20 protein-coding genes are annotated in these 18,064 nt (G+C 70.8%); 8 read left to right on the plus strand and 12 right to left on the minus strand.

What is annotated here, in order from left to right; all coding sequences use genetic code 11:
- The 4 genes from AB0M47_RS05205 to AB0M47_RS05220 all read right to left on the minus strand — a co-directional run.
- The coding region (locus AB0M47_RS05205; RefSeq protein ID WP_363408662.1) for a DUF222 domain-containing protein at nucleotides 1-764 on the minus strand (764 nt) is incomplete at its 3' end.
- A 166-nt stretch (nucleotides 765-930) separates the two neighbouring features.
- Complete coding sequence (locus AB0M47_RS05210; protein WP_363408665.1) at nucleotides 931-1,806, minus strand: ATP-grasp domain-containing protein; 876 nt, start codon at nucleotides 1,804-1,806, stop codon at nucleotides 931-933.
- Between the two features lie 13 nt (nucleotides 1,807-1,819).
- Nucleotides 1,820-2,662 (minus strand): phosphotransferase, encoded by an 843-nt coding sequence (locus AB0M47_RS05215; protein ID WP_363408667.1) that lies wholly within the window; start codon nucleotides 2,660-2,662, stop codon nucleotides 1,820-1,822.
- A gap of 11 nt (nucleotides 2,663-2,673) precedes the next feature.
- On the minus strand, nucleotides 2,674-2,826 hold the full coding sequence (locus AB0M47_RS05220) for a hypothetical protein (RefSeq protein ID WP_363408670.1): 153 nt from the start codon (nucleotides 2,824-2,826) through the stop codon (nucleotides 2,674-2,676).
- A gap of 107 nt (nucleotides 2,827-2,933) precedes the next feature.
- On the opposite strand from AB0M47_RS05220, the gene AB0M47_RS05225 reads away from it, so the two are divergent.
- The 6 genes from AB0M47_RS05225 to AB0M47_RS05250 are packed head-to-tail and all read left to right on the plus strand — an operon-like array spanning nucleotide 2,934 to nucleotide 8,860.
- Entirely contained in the window at nucleotides 2,934-3,950 is a 1,017-nt protein-coding gene (locus AB0M47_RS05225) for a hypothetical protein (protein ID WP_363408673.1), read from the plus strand.
- Nucleotides 3,951-3,955: 5 nt separating this feature from the next.
- On the plus strand, nucleotides 3,956-6,226 hold the full coding sequence (locus AB0M47_RS05230; RefSeq protein WP_363408676.1) for a molybdopterin oxidoreductase family protein: 2,271 nt from the start codon (nucleotides 3,956-3,958) through the stop codon (nucleotides 6,224-6,226).
- Nucleotides 6,227-6,235: 9 nt separating this feature from the next.
- A complete protein-coding gene (locus tag AB0M47_RS05235; protein WP_363408679.1) occupies nucleotides 6,236-6,823 on the plus strand; it encodes a 4Fe-4S dicluster domain-containing protein in 588 nt (195 codons plus the stop codon).
- Nucleotides 6,820-7,347: a Rieske (2Fe-2S) protein gene (locus AB0M47_RS05240; RefSeq protein WP_363408682.1), complete on the plus strand. Its 528-nt coding sequence runs from the start codon at nucleotides 6,820-6,822 to the stop codon at nucleotides 7,345-7,347. The genes AB0M47_RS05235 and AB0M47_RS05240 overlap by 4 nt, the downstream gene beginning before the upstream one ends.
- A complete protein-coding gene (locus tag AB0M47_RS05245; RefSeq protein WP_363408685.1) occupies nucleotides 7,344-7,658 on the plus strand; it encodes a hypothetical protein in 315 nt (104 codons plus the stop codon). Before AB0M47_RS05240 ends, AB0M47_RS05245 begins: the two co-directional genes overlap by 4 nt.
- Nucleotides 7,655-8,860, plus strand: a complete 1,206-nt coding sequence (locus AB0M47_RS05250) for an MFS transporter (protein WP_363408688.1) — start codon at nucleotides 7,655-7,657, stop codon at nucleotides 8,858-8,860. The genes AB0M47_RS05245 and AB0M47_RS05250 overlap by 4 nt, the downstream gene beginning before the upstream one ends.
- A 114-nt stretch (nucleotides 8,861-8,974) precedes the next feature.
- Here AB0M47_RS05250 and AB0M47_RS05255 read toward each other — a convergent pair whose 3' ends face one another.
- Together AB0M47_RS05255 and AB0M47_RS05260 are read right to left on the minus strand one after the other, a co-directional pair.
- Nucleotides 8,975-9,562 (minus strand): hypothetical protein, encoded by a 588-nt coding sequence (locus AB0M47_RS05255; protein ID WP_363408691.1) that lies wholly within the window; start codon nucleotides 9,560-9,562, stop codon nucleotides 8,975-8,977.
- Nucleotides 9,559-10,323 carry an aminoglycoside phosphotransferase family protein gene (locus AB0M47_RS05260; protein WP_363408694.1) on the minus strand — a complete coding sequence of 255 codons (765 nt, stop codon included), beginning with the start codon at nucleotides 10,321-10,323 and terminating at the stop codon, nucleotides 9,559-9,561. Before AB0M47_RS05260 ends, AB0M47_RS05255 begins: the two co-directional genes overlap by 4 nt.
- Nucleotides 10,324-10,346: 23 nt before the next feature.
- Between AB0M47_RS05260 and AB0M47_RS05265 the strand changes: the two genes are divergently transcribed.
- Nucleotides 10,347-11,477, plus strand: a complete 1,131-nt coding sequence (locus AB0M47_RS05265; RefSeq protein WP_363408697.1) for a winged helix DNA-binding domain-containing protein — start codon at nucleotides 10,347-10,349, stop codon at nucleotides 11,475-11,477.
- Between the two features lie 159 nt (nucleotides 11,478-11,636).
- Here AB0M47_RS05265 and AB0M47_RS05270 read toward each other — a convergent pair whose 3' ends face one another.
- The 6 genes from AB0M47_RS05270 to AB0M47_RS05295 all read right to left on the minus strand — a co-directional run bounded on the left by AB0M47_RS05270 (nucleotide 11,637) and on the right by AB0M47_RS05295 (nucleotide 17,401).
- A complete protein-coding gene (locus AB0M47_RS05270) occupies nucleotides 11,637-12,497 on the minus strand; it encodes an ornithine cyclodeaminase family protein (RefSeq protein WP_363408700.1) in 861 nt (286 codons plus the stop codon).
- Nucleotides 12,494-13,477 (minus strand): proline racemase family protein, encoded by a 984-nt coding sequence (locus tag AB0M47_RS05275; RefSeq protein WP_363408703.1) that lies wholly within the window; start codon nucleotides 13,475-13,477, stop codon nucleotides 12,494-12,496. Before AB0M47_RS05275 ends, AB0M47_RS05270 begins: the two co-directional genes overlap by 4 nt.
- Nucleotides 13,478-13,526: 49 nt before the next feature.
- Nucleotides 13,527-15,128: a sulfatase gene (locus AB0M47_RS05280; RefSeq protein WP_363408705.1), complete on the minus strand. Its 1,602-nt coding sequence runs from the start codon at nucleotides 15,126-15,128 to the stop codon at nucleotides 13,527-13,529.
- Nucleotides 15,129-15,199: 71 nt separating this feature from the next.
- A complete protein-coding gene (ribA, locus tag AB0M47_RS05285) occupies nucleotides 15,200-15,820 on the minus strand; it encodes a GTP cyclohydrolase II (RefSeq protein ID WP_363408708.1) in 621 nt (206 codons plus the stop codon).
- Nucleotides 15,817-16,521, minus strand: a complete 705-nt coding sequence (locus AB0M47_RS05290; protein ID WP_363408711.1) for a dihydrofolate reductase family protein — start codon at nucleotides 16,519-16,521, stop codon at nucleotides 15,817-15,819. The genes ribA and AB0M47_RS05290 overlap by 4 nt, the downstream gene beginning before the upstream one ends.
- Entirely contained in the window at nucleotides 16,514-17,401 is an 888-nt protein-coding gene (locus AB0M47_RS05295) for a lysylphosphatidylglycerol synthase transmembrane domain-containing protein (protein WP_363408714.1), read from the minus strand. The genes AB0M47_RS05290 and AB0M47_RS05295 overlap by 8 nt, the downstream gene beginning before the upstream one ends.
- A 197-nt stretch (nucleotides 17,402-17,598) precedes the next feature.
- On the opposite strand from AB0M47_RS05295, the gene AB0M47_RS05300 reads away from it, so the two are divergent.
- Nucleotides 17,599-18,048: a YdeI/OmpD-associated family protein gene (locus tag AB0M47_RS05300; protein ID WP_363408717.1), complete on the plus strand. Its 450-nt coding sequence runs from the start codon at nucleotides 17,599-17,601 to the stop codon at nucleotides 18,046-18,048.
- Nucleotides 18,049-18,064: the final 16 nt, after the last annotated feature.

Genomic DNA, 18,064 nt, shown 5'->3' on the forward strand with positions numbered 1-18,064 from the left:
GTCGCGTCTCCGCCCGCGCAGCCTGCCACGGTCAAGCCGCCTGCTGCGTCCGCAGCACCATCGAGCCCAGCTGCGGCGGTTGGTGCGGGCTTGCGTGGCCCGGACAGCGGATCCAAAGCTGTGCGCACGATCGCAGCCATCTCCGAGTCCAGGATGCCGCGGACGCGGTATTCGCCTTCGCCGTATGGGATGAGGGTGAAGTCACGCCGGTCGTAGGCCGACCGCTCGGCGCGTTCGAGGTCGCGACGCAGGCGCTCCTCGGCGATCTCCGGCGCGACCAGCTCCAGGATCTGCGACCGATGGTTCTCCAGCGTCTCCGGCCGCAGCCGGTCGTCGACGGCTAGCTTGATCAGTGTGTCGGCGGCCTTCGCCTTGCCCGCCTCACCCACCGCCGACGGCAGATCATGCACCGTCTTGGCGATCACCCGCGCCTGGTCGACGGTGACCCGCCCCGCTGTGAGAGCTTCCTCGACAACCGGTGTCTCGGGCAGGAGCTTGGCCAGCTTGGTCCACTCCACCGCGTCCCGGTGCCGCATGGACAGCAGATAGGTCAGCCAGTTCGCCGTCCCGGTCGCACCCGCGTTGTACGGGATCTCGCGACTGTCGGCCGCGCCGATCAACGTCAGGAACCGGCCGGACAACTGCTGGATCGCCGTATGAACCCGGCGGACCTCGTCGGTGATCTCGGCGTCCGAAAGTGTCCACAGGGGACCAGCCGCCAACTCGGCGACATCCGCCTCCACCTGCGCCAACACCCCGCCCATGGATCAACATTAGAACAACCGTCGGACACCTTCCAGGGGGTCAAGGTCACGAAAATGTGCCACGAATCTATCTACAGTGGACATCTTGCGCTGCGGCTGAACCGGCGCGTGGACATGCCACCGCGCCTGAGCAACCATCCACGATCACCGTTGACTGAGGAGGAGGTCATCGGGCGAGCGCGCTGAACAGTAGCGCCGCGTCGGCGGTCGGCGGGAGGTCGCTCACCTGACCGTCGCCGACCTCGACGACGCGCCATTCGCCGTCCGCGCGCAGCGCCAGGTCCGTGGTGACGAAACGGCCGCCGAGGGCCGCGACCAGCGGCGCGACCGCGCGCAGGTCGGGGTGCGGGGCCAGGTCCGGGGTGTCGGGGTGGGCGCTGACGAGGACGGGCTCGGCGTCGACCCACCAGGCTCTGGCCTCGGCGGTACGCCCGGCGGCGCGGCCGTAGTCCTCGAAGCGACGTACCACGATCCCGCCTTGGAGCGTGTCGTCCTGCAGCTCGATGAGGCGGGTGATGACCCGGGTCGCGTGGTCGAGGTCGGCGAGGTCGGGCAGGTAGCAGGCTTCGGCCCACTCGTGTTTGCGGGACTTGACGTAGTCCTTGACGATCGCGGGTCCGCTGCCGAGGGAGCTGACGAGGTCGGCGATTTCGCCGGGTGACGGTGGGTCGAGCGGCTGGCGGGGCATCCAGACGCTCTCCGGGGTCACGGCGGCGAAGGTGGCGTACCAGCCGGGCAGTTCGTGCGCCGCCCGATAGTCGTCCGGCGGTACGCGCAGCGGCGTGCCTCGGCCGGCGAGCACGGTCGCGAGTTCGGCGTACCGGTCGGCGGGGATCATCCAGCCGCGGTACCAGACGGGACCGGCGTCGACCGGCACTCGGCGTACGGCGGTGACGGAGTTTCCGGCCAGGACGGCGTCGTGGTCGACCAGGGCGGTCGCCCCGCCGAGCTCGCGGACGAGTGTTGCCTGGTCGGCGAAGTACGGGTCGACCCGGTGGGGGCTCAGCGGGTCGGCGCAGAACAAGACGGTGAACGCTGCCACTCGACCACCGTAGTCAGTCGTCGCCGCGCCGTCGCTCCGTCCAGGCGGTGTGGCGGCTGCGCAGATCGGCCGCGCTGAGGTCGGTCCGGCCGAGATCGTGATAGTTGTCGATCCAGGTCTCGACGTCGCGATCGGCGTTGGCCAGCGCGAACAGGTCCCATTGCCGCAGTTCCGGGACGGTGACCCCGGCCGCCGCCTGGTACGCGGCCAGGAACGCGTCGGCGTACGCGGGGCCGTGGAGCAGGACGAGGTCGAGGCGGCACCAGCTGACGTCGAATCCGCGTGGGGCGAGGCTGGCGCCGGACCAGTCGATGACGCCGGTAAGGGTGTCGCCCGTCCAGAGGACGTTGCCGGTCCAGTAGTCGAAGTGGGTCAGTACGCGTTCCTGCTCAGCCAGACGCGCCCGTGCCACGGGCATCGCCCGGGACGCGCCGCCCGCGGCGGTGACCGCCATCCCGTCGCGGAACCCGGCCAACCCGCCGACCGGTACGCCGTGCAGCCGGGCCAGCGCCCGGCCCAGCGGCTCGGGATGCGGGGTCGCGATGTCGGTGTCGCCCGGAATGCGAGTGGTGAGCACGGCGGGCTCGCCGAACACGGCGCCCGCGGGGTCGGCCGCGACGAGCCGGGGCGCCCAGCCGCCGAGCCCGTCCAGGGCGGCCAGCACGGTCGCTTCCCGGGCGACGGCCGGATCGCCGGGCGGGAATCGTCGCAGTACCAGATCGTCGATCGAACCGTCGAATCGCAGCAGGTGTGTGGCGGCGTGCGTCCCGCCGGCCAACCGGCGCGCGTGGCGTACGGGGGTGCCGGTCGCGGCAGCGACCCAGGCCAGCGCCGCCGGCGACGGTTCAGCTTCCATGATCCACGAGGCTACGGCAGCGGCGGGCGCGGCGGCTGGCCGGGCGGAGCCGCCCGGTTCTTCCGTTGTGCGGAGACGACGACGGCGATGACGGCGGCGGCAACCGCGCCCACGACGGTGACGACGATCAGGAGCACGATGGCGAACAGGAGCCACGCGGCCACAGGACCTCCAGGGGAGCCGGGTCCACCGAGGATAGTTCAGCGGATGGTTCGGCGCGGATCTCGCGAAATGCGGCGTCCCTTTTGATCGTCTTGGTACGCTTTGCGCCATGCTGCGGCATCCCTGGCGGCCCGTGATCGGTGCGACGATCGCATCCGTCGTGCTGGCCCTCGCCATCTTCCTGGGCAGCCGGGGACTGCGTACCTTCGACTCCGCGCTCGCCCCGTACGCCGTCGCGACCGTGTTCCTGGTGTTCGGCGCGACCTACCGCTATCTCGTGTGGATCTCCCGGCCGGGGGCGCAGCGGCTGTTCCGGAAAGGCTTCGGCGCGCTGTTCAGCTGGGACAACTTCCGGCGTACGCCGACCGCGCTGCCCCGGATGGCGGCCACCTATCTGGGCTTCCAGAAGTTCCTCGGAGCGCGCTCGAAGCCTCGCTGGGTGGCTCATCAGCTGCTGTTCTGGGGCTGCATCCTCGCCGCGCTCATCACCTTCCCGCTGACCTGGGGCTGGTTCACGTTCACCGCGAACAGCGGGAGCGGGCCGCAGTACACCATGAACCTCTGGGGATTCGGGATCCTGAAGTTCGACGCCCTGTCGGTGTTCGGCTGGATCATGTTCCACGGGCTGGACATCGCGGCCGTGCTCGTCATCGCGGGCGCCGGCTACTTCCTGGTACGCCGCATGCGCGACCGGGAGGCCACGACCGGCCAGCGGTTCGGCTACGACTTCCTGCCACTGCTGGCGCTGATCACGATCTCGGTGACCGGGCTGCTGCTGACCTTCTCCAGCGTGTTCCTGCACGGCGGCGGCTACGAGTTCCTGGCCGTCCTGCACATGGCCTCGGTTGTGCTGACCCTGATCTATCTGCCGTTCGGCAAGTTCTTCCACATCATCCAGCGGCCGGCCGCCGTCGGCATGCAGCTGTTCAAGTACACCGCCCAGGGGAAGGTCGCGCACTGCGTGCGGTGCGGGCGGGAGATCGACACGGCGGCGTACCTGGAGAACCTGCGCGGCACCATGCGCGACCTCGGGCTGAGCTTCGACGAGTGGGCCGGAACCTGCCCTGAGTGCAAGCGGCGGCTACGGGGTCAGGCGTACCTGTCCTCGGTGAAGAAGGGCTTCTGAGCGCTGTGAGCGTCGACCCGTCCGTGACCCCGCCGGGCACCCGCAACTTCCGCGACGCGGGCGGGCTGCCGGCCGACGCCTGGCGCGCCCTGTACGGGAACGAGACCCTGGTGCCGACCCATTGCTGCTTCTGCGGCGTGCAGTGCGGCATGTATCTGCGGGTCCGGGACGGCAAGGTGTTCGGCGTCGAACCCCGCAATCACGACATCAACCGCATGCGGCTGTGCCCTAAGGGGCTCAACGCGTACCAGCAGGTCAATCATCCGGACCGGCTGACCGTGCCGTTGCTGCGGACCTCGCGTGACGCGGAGCTGCGAGCGGTGAGCTGGGACGACGCGCTGGACTACACGGTCGACCAGATTCAGGCGATCCAGGCCGAGCACGGGGTGGACGCGTTCGGGATGCTCGGCGGCGCGAGCCTGTTCACCGAGAAGACCTATCTGGTCGGCAAGTTCGCCCGGGTCGCGTTGAAGACGCGGCACGTCGACTACAACGGCCGGCTGTGCATGGTCAGCGCGGCCGGCGCGAACAAGCTGTCGTTCGGCATCGACCGGGCGGCCAACCCGTTCGCCGACATCCTGCTCTCGGACTGCCTGCTGATCGCGGGGTCCAATGTGGGCGAGTGTTTCCCGGTGATGACCCAGTATCTTTGGGGCGCACGGGATCGGGGCGCGAAGCTGATCGTGGTCGATCCGCGCGAGACCAGCGTCGCGCGGACCGCCGACATCCATGTGGCGCTACGGCCGGGCACCGACTCGGCCTTCTTCAACGCCGTGCTGCACGTGGTGATCCGCGAAGGCCTGGGCGACCAGGAGTACGTGGACGAGCACACGACCGGGTGGGCCGAACTGGCCGAGACGGTTCAGGCGTATCCGCCCGAGCGGGCGGCCGAGATCTGCGGCATCCCCGCCGAGCAGGTCGAACAGGTGGCGCGGATGTTCGCCACCGCACCCCGGGCGATGGCCTGGCACGCGCGGGGCATCGAGCATCACACGCAGGGCGTCGAGAACTGCCTGACCGTGATCAACCTCTGCGTGGCGACCGGCAATCTGGGCAAGCCGGGCGCCGGCTACGGCACGATCACCGGGCAGGGCAACGGTCAGGGCGGACGCGAGCACGGGCAGAAGTCCGACCTGCTGCCGGGCGGGCGGTCCATCAACGACCCCGTGCATCGGCAGCAGATCGCCGAGATCTGGGGCATCGAGGAGAGCGAGCTGCCGCAGGCGGGGACCTCGATGATGGAGATGGTCCACCAGATGAGCCGCGGGGAGATCCGCGGCCTGTTCGGCATGTGCAACAACCCGTTCGTCTCGCTGCCGAACTACGACGTCGTCAAGGCGGGCTACGACTCCCTGGCCTTCCACGCGCAGTGCGACTTCTTCCTGTCCGAGACGGCCGCCAACGCCCACGTCGTCTTCCCGGTCACCACCTGGGCCGAGGACGACGGCGTGATGGCCAACGCCGAGGCCCGGGTCGTCCGGCACCGCAAGGCGCAGGAGCCGCCGAGCGGCGTACGCACCGACACGTGGGTGCTGTGCGAACTGGCCCGGCGGCTCGGCGTGGGCGACAAGTTCGCGTTCACCAGCTCCGTCGACGTCTTCTCCGAACTGCGGATCGCCTCGCGGGGCACGGTCAACGACTACTACGGCATCACCTACGAGCGGATCGACGAGACCGGCGGCATCGCCTGGCCCTGCCCGGAGGTCGATCACCCAGGTACGCCCCGCCTGTTCGAGGACGGCCGCAGCTATCACGCCGACGGCAAGATCCATCTGCAGACCGTCGAGTGGCATCCGCCGGCCGACCCGTACGACGACGACTTCCCGATGCGGCTGACCACCGGGCGTACGGTGGCGCACTTCCTGTCGGGGAACCAGACCCGGCGACTCGGCGGCCTCGTCGAACAGACGCCTCGCCCGTGGGTCGAGATCCATCCGAGCCACGGGTACGCCAACGGCGACGCGGTGACCGTGGTGACCCGGCGCGGCGAGGCGACCTTCCCGGCGCTGGTGACCGAGGCGATCCGGCCGGACACCGTGTTCGTGCCGTACCACTGGCCGTTCCCGGTGGCGGCGAACGCGCTGACCATCGACGCGCTCGACCCGCGATCGAAGATCCCGGAGTACAAGGTGTGCGCCTGCCGCCTCGAACGTGCCGCCGCCGTGGTCGACGCTCCCGCCCCGCCGATGCCACCCGGGCGGGAGGCGTACCCGGCGGCGCAGGCCGCCCGATCCGATCCGAACCCGCCGACGTCGTCCCAGGGAAGGGGGTTCTAGACCGTCATGATGGGCCGCACCCTGTTCATCGACCCGGGCCGTTGCATCGGCTGTGAGGCGTGTGTCTCGGCCTGCCGCGAATGCGACTCGCACCGGGGCAAGTCGATGATCCACCTCGACTTCCTGGAACCGGGCAGCACGGTCGCCTCGATGCCGACCGTCTGCATGCACTGCTCCGACCCGGTCGCCCCGTGCGCGCAGGTCTGCCCGGCCGAGGCCATCCTGATCACCGAGGACGGCGTGGTCCACGACGCGGACAAGACCCGCTGCATCGGCTGCGGGAACTGCGTCAACGCCTGCCCGATGGGTGTGCCGAAGATCGACCTCGCCGCCAAGCTCCAGTACAAGTGCAACCTCTGCTACGACCGCACGGCGCACGGGCTCGCCCCGATGTGCGCCACGGTCTGCCCGACGGGCGCGCTCTTCTACGGTTCGCTCGACGAACTCGAGGCCGACCGCCCCGGCGTACGCGTCTCCGACCAGTTCGACTTCGGCGGATACCCGCTCGGCACCGGGGTCGGCGTGGTCGTGCCGGCCGACCGGGACAAGCCGGTGCCTGGCGGCTTCTATCCCAGCGTCCTCGGGGAGCCATTGTGACCACCCGCGACTCCGAAGTGGACGCGTCGGACGCGGATCTGGATCGGCTGCGGGCCGACGATCTGACGTCGCGGCGGGACTACCTGCGGATCGCGGTGACCGTCTCCGGTGGACTCGCCGCCGGCGGCATCGCGACCGCGGCCGGCCTGTTCCACCGCCACGGCGACGGCACGGCCGAACCGCTGCGCATCGCCGACCGCATCGACCCCGGCCAGGCGGTCGCGTTCGCGTACCCGGGCGACGAGGATCGGGCGGTCGCGATCCGGTTGGCCGACGGCACCCTGGTCGCGTACTCGTCGATCTGCACTCACCTGGCCTGCGGAGTGCTGTGGCGGGCCGATCGGGGTGAGCACGGCGAACTCTACTGCCCTTGTCATGAGGGGGTGTTCGACGCGCGGACCGGACGGGTGACCGCGGGGCCGCCGCCCCGGCCGCTGCCGCGCGTGATCGTCGAGGAGCGCGCCGACGGCATCTACGCGACCGGCACCGCGCGTTCGGACACGGCCGCGGAGGGTGGCCGATGACCAACCAACCGACCCATGACCGCTATCCGCAGATCCGCCCGACCAGCGGGTACGCCGATTCGCGCATCAGCGCGACGGGTCCCGGGCCGGGCGCGGGCGTCGACGCCGATCCCGAACGGTCGGCGATGCTGTCCGCCCGGACCGGCATCGTCATCACCATCCTGATCGGACAGTTGTGGGCGCTGGTCGTCGCGGTCGACGCCTGGATGAGCGGGACGATCGCCACCGCCTGGTGGCTGGCGGCGTTCCAGGTCGCGTCGTTCATCGTGGCGTACGCCGTCTGGCGGGCCGGAGACCGGAGGGACCGATGAGCGAGACGCCCTCTCGCACCGCGTACGCCAACGTGATCCTGGCGGCGACCTCGTTCCTGCTGTGCTCCTGGGCGTGGGGCCTGATCAGCCCGCTGGGCGGCCGCCTCGGCACCGCTTTGCACCTGAGCTCCTTCCAGCAGTCGCTGCTGGTCGCCGTCCCGGTGCTGGTCGGGTCGCTCGGGCGGATCCCGGTCGGGGCGCTGACCGACCGGCTCGGCGCCAAGGTCATGCTCCCCGCGATCAGCTTCCTGACGGTCCTTCCGGTGCTGGCACTGATCCCGGCGTACGACTCCTATCCGGCGCTGCTCGTCGTCGGCTTCTTCCTCGGCCTCGGCGGTACGCCGTTCGCCGCCGCCATCCCGCACGGCAACGGCTGGTTTCCACCCGCCCAGCGCGGCTTCGCGCTCGGCGTGATCGGCATGGGCATGGGCGGAACGGCGATCGCCGCGCTGCTCACCACGCCCATGCTCGACCACTTCGGACGCAACGCCCAGTTCGTGCTCGTGGCGATCGTGCTCGCAGTCTTCGGCCTCGTCCTGCTCGCCGTACTGCGCGACCCACCGGGGCGCACGCCGCCGACGACATCGTTCGCCCAGCGCTTCGGCACCGCCGCCAAGCAGCCGATGACCTGGCCGCTGGCCGGGCTCTACGCGATCACCTTCGGCGGCTACGTGGCGTTCGCCGTCTACCTCGTGACCTACCTTCAGACCGGTTACGGGCTGGAACCGAACGACGCCAGCCTCAAAGCCGCCGGATTCACCCTGGTCGCGGTGGTGCTGCGCCCGTTCGGCGGCTCGCTGTCCGACCGGATCGGCCCGGCCCGCGTCCTGACCGGATGCCTCGTCGTGGTCACCGTGATGGCACTCTGGCAATCGTTCCAGCCGTCGCTCTACCCGTGGGCCACCATCACCTTCCTCACGATGGCGGGCGCGCTCGGCGCCGGGGCAGGCGCGGTCTTCGCGCTGGTCTCGCAGGTCACCGCGAAAGACCAGATCGGCTCGGTCACCGGCATCGTCGGCGCGGTCGGCGGACTCGGCGGCTTCGTCCCGCCCCTGGTCATGGGCGCCATCCACGGCATCACCGGCTCGTACGCACTAGGGCTCGTCCTACTCGCGATCGTCGCGTTCGCCGGCCTGGCCTACTCATGGTTCCTGGTCCGCCGCACGTCCACCCCCACTCCGCCCCCCGCCCTATCCCGCTGACCCCCCTCGCTCGCCCCCGCGCCTGGGGCTCTCCTCGTTGATCATGGAGTTAACTGTGGTGTCGCCGGTGTGTCGAGGGGGTAAACCCCATGATCAACGCCGATGGACACGTGATCAGTCGGCCGTGGCCAGGAGGTGGTGGACGCCCCAGAGCGCCCGCCGGATGAGGTCGGACTCCCCACGTGCCGGTGCTGGCAGGCGCGCCTCCAGCTGCGGCTGGAGTACACGCAGTGCCGCGACCTGGGCGGGGTCCAGGTAGCCGTCAGCGGCGACGAACGCCTTCGCCATGGTCAGCACCTGCCGGCCGTGCTCGTCCGTCTGGCACGCCGCCCGTTTGCGCCAGCGATCGATGGCCGCCACCGCGCCACCGCGGACGTCGCCGTACCATTTGCCGGGCCGCGACGGATTCGGCTCGTTCGGCCCCGGACGCCGACAGCCGCCACGTTTGGCCAGACGCCGTCGGGCGGCGTACGCCTCGACGTCGGCGAGCCACAGCGACCGGCTGCGCGACAACGCATCCAGCGCACGCAGGAGTGCCTCCTCGTCCCGGCGGATCGGCCCCGCCACCCGCTTCAGGTAGGAGAACGTCGCGTGGAACCCGATCGGGCGGTAGAGCTGCACGCAACTGCCCAATGCCTTGAGCCGCCGACCGAACGGCAGGCTGGGATCGGCGACCTTGCGGGCATGCGTACCGAAGCTCATCGCAGGGCGGCTGCCCAGTCGTCGGCGCGCTCGCGGGCGTACGCCGCGTCGGCGTCGTAGAGGTCGGCGTGGCCTTCGGCCAAGTGCCGGGCGAACGCCTCATCACCGGCAGCCGCACGGGTGCGGATCAGCTCTGCCATTGAACGTACGCGTTCCTCGATCACCGTCGGCAGCCGCGCGCGGTCGGCGGCCGATAGGGCGTACACGTCGGAGAAAAGCCGGAGTCGCGCGGCCTGCTCGGCGACGGTGCCCCGGCGGTCATAGTTCGCCGGGCCACCCAGCGGGACGAACCGATAGACGGTGTAGGCGACGTCCCAGACCCGCGGACCCGGGTGGGCCGTGTCGAAGTCGATCAGCGCGACCGGCTGACCCGACCGGAACACCGTGTTGTACGGCGCGACGTCGCCGTGGCAGACGACCTCGACGGGCTCGCGGGGCGGTTGGTACCACGGCCCGTCCGCCGGGAACGCGGCCGTGGCGTCGTGGTACGCCCGCAGCAGCCGGGCGGTCGCGATCAGCGTCTCGTCGGACCAGACGTACTCCGGCATCGGATAGCCGGGAACTTCGCCGTCGAGGAAGTCGACGACCTCGCGGCCTTCGTCGTCGAACCCGTGGGCCCGTGGCGCACCGGTGAACCCGGCGTCGGCGAGGTGCCGCAGCAGCGCCTGCACCGTCGGCGACCACGGACCGGCCGGGCGGTGCAGCAGGGTTCCCCGGCGGACTACCGCGTTGACGCCGCCGCGCAAGATTTCTTGATCCACTCGGCCGAAGATACAGTCACGGAATGGACGTGTCATGGGGGTTTGTCAGTGGCCGGCGGCTCGACCGGCACGGTTTGACCACTCCGGTCGCCGACGTGGCAGCCGCCGCGCGGGCGATGTGCGGCACGCACGCCCAGGTGCTCACCGCCGCCGAGGTGTCGATCGGGCTACGGCTGGCCGACGGCACTCGCCAGGACGTGCAGAACGCGCTGTGGTCCGAGCGCACCCTGGTGAAGACGTTCGGCCCCCGGGGAACCATCCATCTGCTGCCCGCTGAGGATCTGGCGCTGTGGTGCGGCGCGTTGGGCGCCATCCCGTCGGGCAATCCGTCTCCGCCGGGCATACGCGTGACGCCGGAGCAGACCGAGGAACTGGTCGCTGCGCTCGGGACGATCCTCGCCGACGGCGAGTTCACCGTCGACGAGGTCACCGACGCGCTCGGCGTACGGGTCGGGTCGTGGGCGGTCGACCCGGTCGTGCCCGCGTTTCAGACGTTCTGGCCCCGGTGGCGGCAGATCACCCATCTCGCGGCACATCGCGGCGTCCTGTGTTTCGGTCCGAACAAGGGGCGCAACGTCACCTACACCAACCCGGCTCGCTGGCTGCCCGGCTTCACGCCGGCGCCGGCCGCCGCGTCCACCTCCTGGCTACTGCACAGCTACTTGTACGCGTATGGCCCGTCGGCCGCGCCGCACTTCGCGCGGTGGCTCGCCGCGCCGCCCCGCTGGGCCGCCTCCGTCTTCGCTGACGCCGATCTCGACGAGGTCACCGTCGAAGGCGCGACCGCGTGGGTGAACCGCGGCGACACAGAGTTCCCGTCCGCCGCCGACGGCGTCCACTTGCTACCCCACTTCGACGCGTACGCCGTCGGCGGGCAGCCGCGCGAACTGTTGTTCCCCGGCGAGGCGGCGAAACGGGCGCTGGCCGGTAGTCAGGCGGGCAACCATCCGGTGCTGCTCGTGGACGGCGTCGTCGCGGGAGTGTGGCATCAGAAGAAGTCCGCCAAGAACGTCGCGATCACCGTTGATCCGTTGCGTACGCTGACCGCCCAGCAGCGCGGGCAGCTCGACACGCAGGTCGAACGGGTCGGTGCGATCCTAGGGTTGAAGCCGTCGTTGACGATCGACACGGTGACCGTCGGCCCCCACGCGTGATCACGCCCCTCCGCGTTGATCATGGGATTTACCCCCTCGACACACCGGCGACACCACAGTTAACTCCATGATCAACGGGGAGAGCCCGGGCGCGGGGGCGAGCGGCGGGGGCGAGCGAGGGGGCGAGCGAGGGGGCGAGCGAGGGGGCGAGCGAGGGGGTCAGCGGGATAGGGCGGAGAGGACGGCGGAGGCGATGACGAGGTCTTGCCAGGACATGCCGGAACCCTTGTAGAAGACCGGGCCGGCGGGCACCTCGACAGCGCCGCGCACGACCGAAGCCATCGGCACGAGACGGTCTGCGGTCAGGGTGCCCTCCGAGATCGCCAGGATCACGTCGCCGCACTCTCGAAGGGCCGTCGCAAGGTCTTCGACCATGACGGTCGCGCGAGCGCAGTAGGCCGCGTCAACTTCCCGCGCGTCCGGCGTGTGCGCGCCGACAGCGGCGACCACTGCGTCATCCCGCAGCTCCGACGAGTCGAACACCGGCTGCGCCGAGGTGGTGGCACAGATGATCACGTTGGCGTCGCGCAGCGGTGGGCGTACCCCTTGGGAAGACACGATCTGCAGGGAGGCGACGTCGTAGCGTGCGGCGAGGGCTTCCGCGTGCCCGTGGCCCTGCGGCCCGGCGCCGAACACGACCACGCGGAGCGGGCCGAGCCGGTCGAGGGCCGAGCGCAGCGCGGCGACCGTGACGGCGGGCGTGCGCAGGGTCGTGAGCGCGGTGCCGTCGAGGAGGGCGATCGGCTGGAGGGTCTCCGCGTCGAACAGGGTGTAGACCGCGTTGATCCGGGGCAGGCCGCGGGCCGCGTTGCCGGGCGCGACGGTCGCAAGCTTGACCCCCGCGTAGCCGCCGGCCTCGGCCGGCATCAGCAGCAGTTCGCCGTGGCTGAGCGGCACCGACGTACGCGCCACAGAGGCGGCGGGGTCCAGGCCTGAGCGCAACGCGGCGGTGATGGCGTCGACGGCGGCCGACGGGCTGAGCGCGCGCCGGATCGCGTCGGCGTCGAGGTACGGGATCATCGCAGCACGAATCCCGGCAGGTCGTCGTCGGGATCGACGACGAACGTGTGCTCCCCCGTCAGGTACGCGGTTCCGGTGACGCAGGGCACGACGGCGGCGAAGCCGTCCACAGTGGTCTCCGAAGCGATCGAGGCGGTGAACCGCGAGCCGACGATCGAGTCGTGCACGAATGTCTGTCCGGCGTGGAGCCGACCGGTCGCGGCAAGCGTGGCGACCCGGGCGGCGGTGCCGGAACCGCACGGCGACCGGTCCAGCTCGCCGTCGGCGAAGATCGTGACGTTGCGCTGGTGCAGCGGGCCGAGTTCCTCGTAGATGATCGTGCCGTAGACGCCGCTGAGCCGGTCGTCGCTGGGGTGTTTCGCCCACGGGCTGTCGTTCAGCGCCCACTTGAGCTCGCGGCCGATCGCGATGAGGTCCTGATGCGACTCCGGCGTCACCTTCAGGCCCAGCGAAGCGGCATCCACCTGGGCGTAGATCGCGCCACCGAAGCTCACGTCGACGCGATACTCCCCCACTTCGACGTCGCGCGCGATGAGGTAACTGGGCACGTTGACGAAGTCCACCTTCGACACGCGGCCGTCGTTCACGTGAACCCGGGCGGTCACGCGGCCGGACGGCACGTCGATGACCACATCGGTCTGCTCACCCGCGACCGGCACGAGTCCACTGCGGACGGCCCACGCGCCGAGCGCGATGGTGCCGTGCCCGCAGGCCGTCGAGAAGCCGTCCTTGTGCCAGAACAGCACGCCCAGGTGCGCGCCGTCGTCGTCCGGCGGCACGAGGAAACCGCCGTACATGTCCGCGTGCCCGCGCGGCTCGAAACACAGCAGCCGCCGCAACCCGTCCACACGCGGATCGGCCATCGCGCTCACCCGCCGGGCCGCGACGGTCTCGCCCGCGATCGGCCCGGGGTCGGTCACGATCCGGAAGGGCTCACCGCCCGTGTGATAGTCGACGGTACGCACAACGCCGTGATCCATGCCGGTCAGCGTATGTGACCGAGCCGCCGACCGTCGGTGCGGCGGGCCGTCAGGAGAAGGCGGTCAGGAAGCGGTCGCGGAACTGGTCCATCGGCCAGACGGGCGCGGTGGGAGCGGGTCGCAGCCCGTCCGTCCAGCCCCACGACGCGGTCCGGTCGAGCAGGGCTCGATCGCGGGCCACGATGGTGATCGGCACGTCGTGACCGGCGCCGGGCCCGGTCACGGCGGGCGCGGGCTGGTGATCGCCGAGGAAGACCAGCACGAGGTTGTCGTCGCCGTAGGTCTCCACATAGGAGATGATCGTTTCCAGCGAGTACGTGATCGCCGTCCGGTAGTCCTTGCGCAGCCGGGCCGGATCGCGATGGATCACGAGGTCGGCGGAGTCGCCCGCGCCCGGCTTCTCCTCGAACGTCGAGCCGTCGCCGACCTGGTCCCATGGACGCAGGGTCGGCACCGGCTCCCACGGGGCGTGGCTGGAGATCAGCGGGATCACGGCCATCACCGGCGGCCGGTCGGCCTTACTGCGTTCCCGCTGCTGGAACTGCGACAGCGTGTACTGGTCCGGCATCATCGCGAAGGCGTACAGGGGGCCTTTGTAGGCGAGGTCCTTGGACGCGTACACCTGGTCGTAGCCGAAGAACTCCCCCTCCGGGAAACCGGCGACGGTCGCGGGCATGACGGCGACCGAACGCCCGCCCGTCTTGGCGAAGGCGGAGGTCAGCGTGAGCCGGTCGCTGGCGGTCAGGGTGTCGTAGCGCTGCTGATTGTCGACCCACAGGCCGGACAGCAGCGTCGAATCGGCCAGCCAGCTGCCGCCGCCCACGACCGGCGAGGTCAGGTAACCGCTGCGGGCGGCGTACCCCGCGCGGGCGAGCCGGGCCGTCCCGTCGGCCAGCACCTGATCGATCTGCGGCGCGATCTCGGGGTGCTCCAACGCGGTACGCCCATAGCTCTCGACGATGGCGAAGACGACGTCCTTGCCGCGGAGCCCGGTCAGCAGCTGATCCGGCGGGACGTCGCGGAACTGGTCCTGCCTCAGCGCGGCGATGAACTGCCGCTGATCCTCGATCCCGGAGGTCACCTGGCGTACGCGGTCGTAGCCGTCGCGGCCGGCGACCGGAACGGCGGTGACCAGTTGCGCGCCGGTGATCGCGAGGATCACCCAGCCGACGGCGAGGACGCCGAGCGTGGCGGCGGCCGGCGTACGGTGCTCGACCGACACTCTCGCGAGGTTGCGGAAGGCGACCACGGCCAGCACCAGCACCAGCAGTCCCAGCAGGATCGCGCCGACGATCGCGGCGATCTCGACCGGGCGGCCGCTCGACAGACGGAGGTAGGTCGCGCCGGAGCCGAGGAAGCTCCAGTCGGCGACCGGATCGAACGGCCGGTCGAGAACGGTGGAGAAGCCCAGGCTGAGGATCTTCAACACGGCGAGTACGCCCAGCAGGACGCCGATGACGGGGACGGCGACGCGACGGGCCTTCGGCGGCAGCACCAGGATCAGGCCCAGGCCGACGATCAGGTCGATCGGGAGACGGACGAAGGCCGCCGGGGTCAGCCGGACGGACTCGTCCGGGGCGATCATGAGTAGGACGAGCACGAGGACGGCGAAGATCGCCGCCCCGATCGCCAGCGGACGCCGGATGCGCACCCCGCCATCATCGCAGCTGGCACGGCCCGGCTGCGATTCCGGGGCAGACGCTCGGCACCCGCTTGGCCCCGTCAGCCGAAGATCGTGTGCCCGCCGAGTCTGGCCTTGGCCGCGAGGTATCCGGCGTTGGCCGGCGACAGGTGCACCCCGGTCGCCACGTGCTCGGTCACGGCGATGCCGAGCCGGTCAAGCTGCTCGGCCTTGTCGGGGTTGTTGCTGAGCAGTGCGATGCGGTCCGCGCCGAGCGCGTGGAGCATCTGGGCGGCGACGGTGTAATCCCGCTCGTCCTCGGCGTGCCCGAGCGCGAGGTTCGCCTGATAGGTGTCGAGCCCGGCGTCCTGCAGCGTGTACGCCTCCAGTTTGGCGTACAGGCCGATCCCCCGGCCTTCCTGCCGCAGGTAGAGCAGGTATCCCCCGGCGACGGTGATCCGCTCGGCCGATTCGCGCAGCTGCGGGCCGCAGTCGCAGCGCTGGCTGCCGAAGACGTCGCCGGTCAGGCATTCGCTGTGCGGGCGCACCAGCGGCGGGCGACCCGCCGGGATCGTGCCGAGCCGCAACGCGACGTGTTCACGGTCGTCGACCAGGCCGGTGAACGAGACGACGCGGGCCATGGTCGCGTACCCGTCGGCGAAGCGCAGCGGGACGGTGACCTCGGTCCGGATCTCGGCCGGCGGGATCGGCTCGGGCGTCATCCGGCGCCCCCGGACGCGTCGCAGCGCGGCGAGAGTGCGTACCGCATCAGCACGACGTCGCCGATCTGGCGTACCTCGGCGAGGGCCGCCCGGCGTCCGGGGTGGAAGGGGAACCGGCCGTCGCCGACGAACCGCCGCCCCCGGGAGTCGCCCACGAAGAACGGGGCCACCACCAGGTGCAACTCGTCGGCCAGGTCGGCCGTGAGGAACTGGGTGTGCACGGTGCCGCCGCCTTCGACCATCAGACGGCGTACGCCTCGCGCGTAAAGGTCTTCGGTCAGCGCCCGCAGATCGACCGGCTGCCCGCCGTCGACGATCGAGGCGCAGCCGCCCAGGCGGGACTTGGCTTCGCTGACCGAGTCGCTCTGGCAGTAGACGAGCTTCTCCGCGTCGCCCGCCGCGAAGAACGCCGCCTCCGGGTCGAGCAGCGCCGACCCCGTGACGGTCACCTTCATCGGGCTCGACGGCAGGCCCAGGCGTACGCGTTCGTCCCGCCGGTCGTCCGAACGGATCAGCAGGCGGGGATTGTCGTGCCGGATGGTGGTCGCGCCGACGAGGATCGCGTCGTGCGCCGCGCGTACGGCGTCCACGCGGTCGAAGTCGGCTTCGTTGGACAGCAGCAGCCGGTCCTCGGTCGGGCCGCTCAGGTAGCCGTCGATCGACATGCTGCAACTGAGCAGGATGTACGGGCGGTCAGCCATGGACGGCCACCCCCTCATCCAGGGTGGACGGTTTGAGCACCCGGGCGAGCAGCACGAGCGCGCCCGGCAGGCAGGCCGCCAGTCCCAGTACGCCGTACGTCACCGCGGTGGCGACGCCCTGCTCGGCAGTCAGCCCGGCAGCGCCGAACGCCCAGGCGGCGACGCCTTCGCGTGGCCCCCATCCGGCGAGGTTCAGCGGCAGCATCATGGCCAGCAACGCGCACAGGGTCAGCGGCAGCAGCCGGGTCAGCGACGCCGTCGCGCCCGCCGTCCGGGCCGCCACGACGAACGTGGTCAGGTGCCCGGCGAGGATGACCGCCGACAGCCCGGCGACCCCGAGCCACGGCATCTCAGCGATCCTCCGCCGTTGCCGCCACGCGAGGACTCCGGCCAGCAACGCCAGCGGGATCAGGGCGTAGCGGGCGTAGCCGCGTACCGGCGACGGCAGGAGGGCCAGCAGCACCACGCCCAACGCGACGACCACCGCCTGACCGGCGATCCGCTCGACCGCGACCGAGCGCACCCCGAGCCGGACGTCGCCGATCGACCGTCCATGCCGGACGGCGCGATGCACGTCGCCCACGATCCCGCCGGGCAGCGTCGTGTTGAGGAACTGTGCCCGGTAGTACGCCGCGACCGCACGCGGGAACGGCAGGCTCACCCCCAACCGGGCCGCCACCAGCCGCCAGCGCCACGCCGAGCACACCGTCGTCAGGGCGCCCGCCGCGAGCGCGACCGCGATCGCGACCGCGTCGATCCGGCGTACGCCCGCCAGGAACGGGCCGGCACCGACCCGCCACAAGAGAACGGCGAGCAGGGCGAAGCCGCCGATCGCCCGGGCCCACCCCCAGAACGGGCGGTTCGATCTGGACGCGGTCATCCACCCACCCTAACTACCGCCGGTTCCGCTGGGACTAAACATCGTCGGACCGCCGGTGCGACCGGCGCGGCGGAGGTTTCCGCCCGGCCGTCCGAAATCCCGTCGGGAAGCGATGAGTTCGGCCGGATGCGACAGTCTGAGAGGACGTACGGATCAATACAGCGACTCGATACAGCGGACGAACAAGGGTGATCATCGTGAAGTTCCAGGCCGTCATCGAACTCCATGGCAAGACCGCGACCGGCATCGTCGTCCCGGACGAGGTGGTCGAGGCGCTCGCGGCGGGCAAGCGCCCGGCGGTGCGGGCGACCATCCGCGAGCACACCTACGAGACGACCATCGCGCCGATGGGCGGCCGGTTCCTGATGCCGGTCAGCTCCGACGTACGCGCCGCGGCCGGCGTCGCCGCCGGCGACGAGGTCGAGGTGACGGTCGAGGTCGACGCCTCGCCTCGGCAGGTCGAGGTGCCGGACGACCTGGCGGCGGCGTTGGACGCGGTGCCCGCCGCCCGCAAGACCTTCGACGGACTCTCGGTGAGCCTGCGCAAGTACCACGTGACACAGGTGACCGGGGCGAAGACCGACGAGACCCGGCAGCGGCGGATCGAGAAGTCGGTCGCCACTCTCGCCGAGGGCCGCGCCCGCTAGAACCGGGGGCAGGTCC

Source organism: Hamadaea sp. NPDC051192, assembly GCF_040682475.1.
Taxonomy (GTDB): Bacteria; Actinomycetota; Actinomycetes; order Mycobacteriales; family Micromonosporaceae; genus Hamadaea; species Hamadaea flava.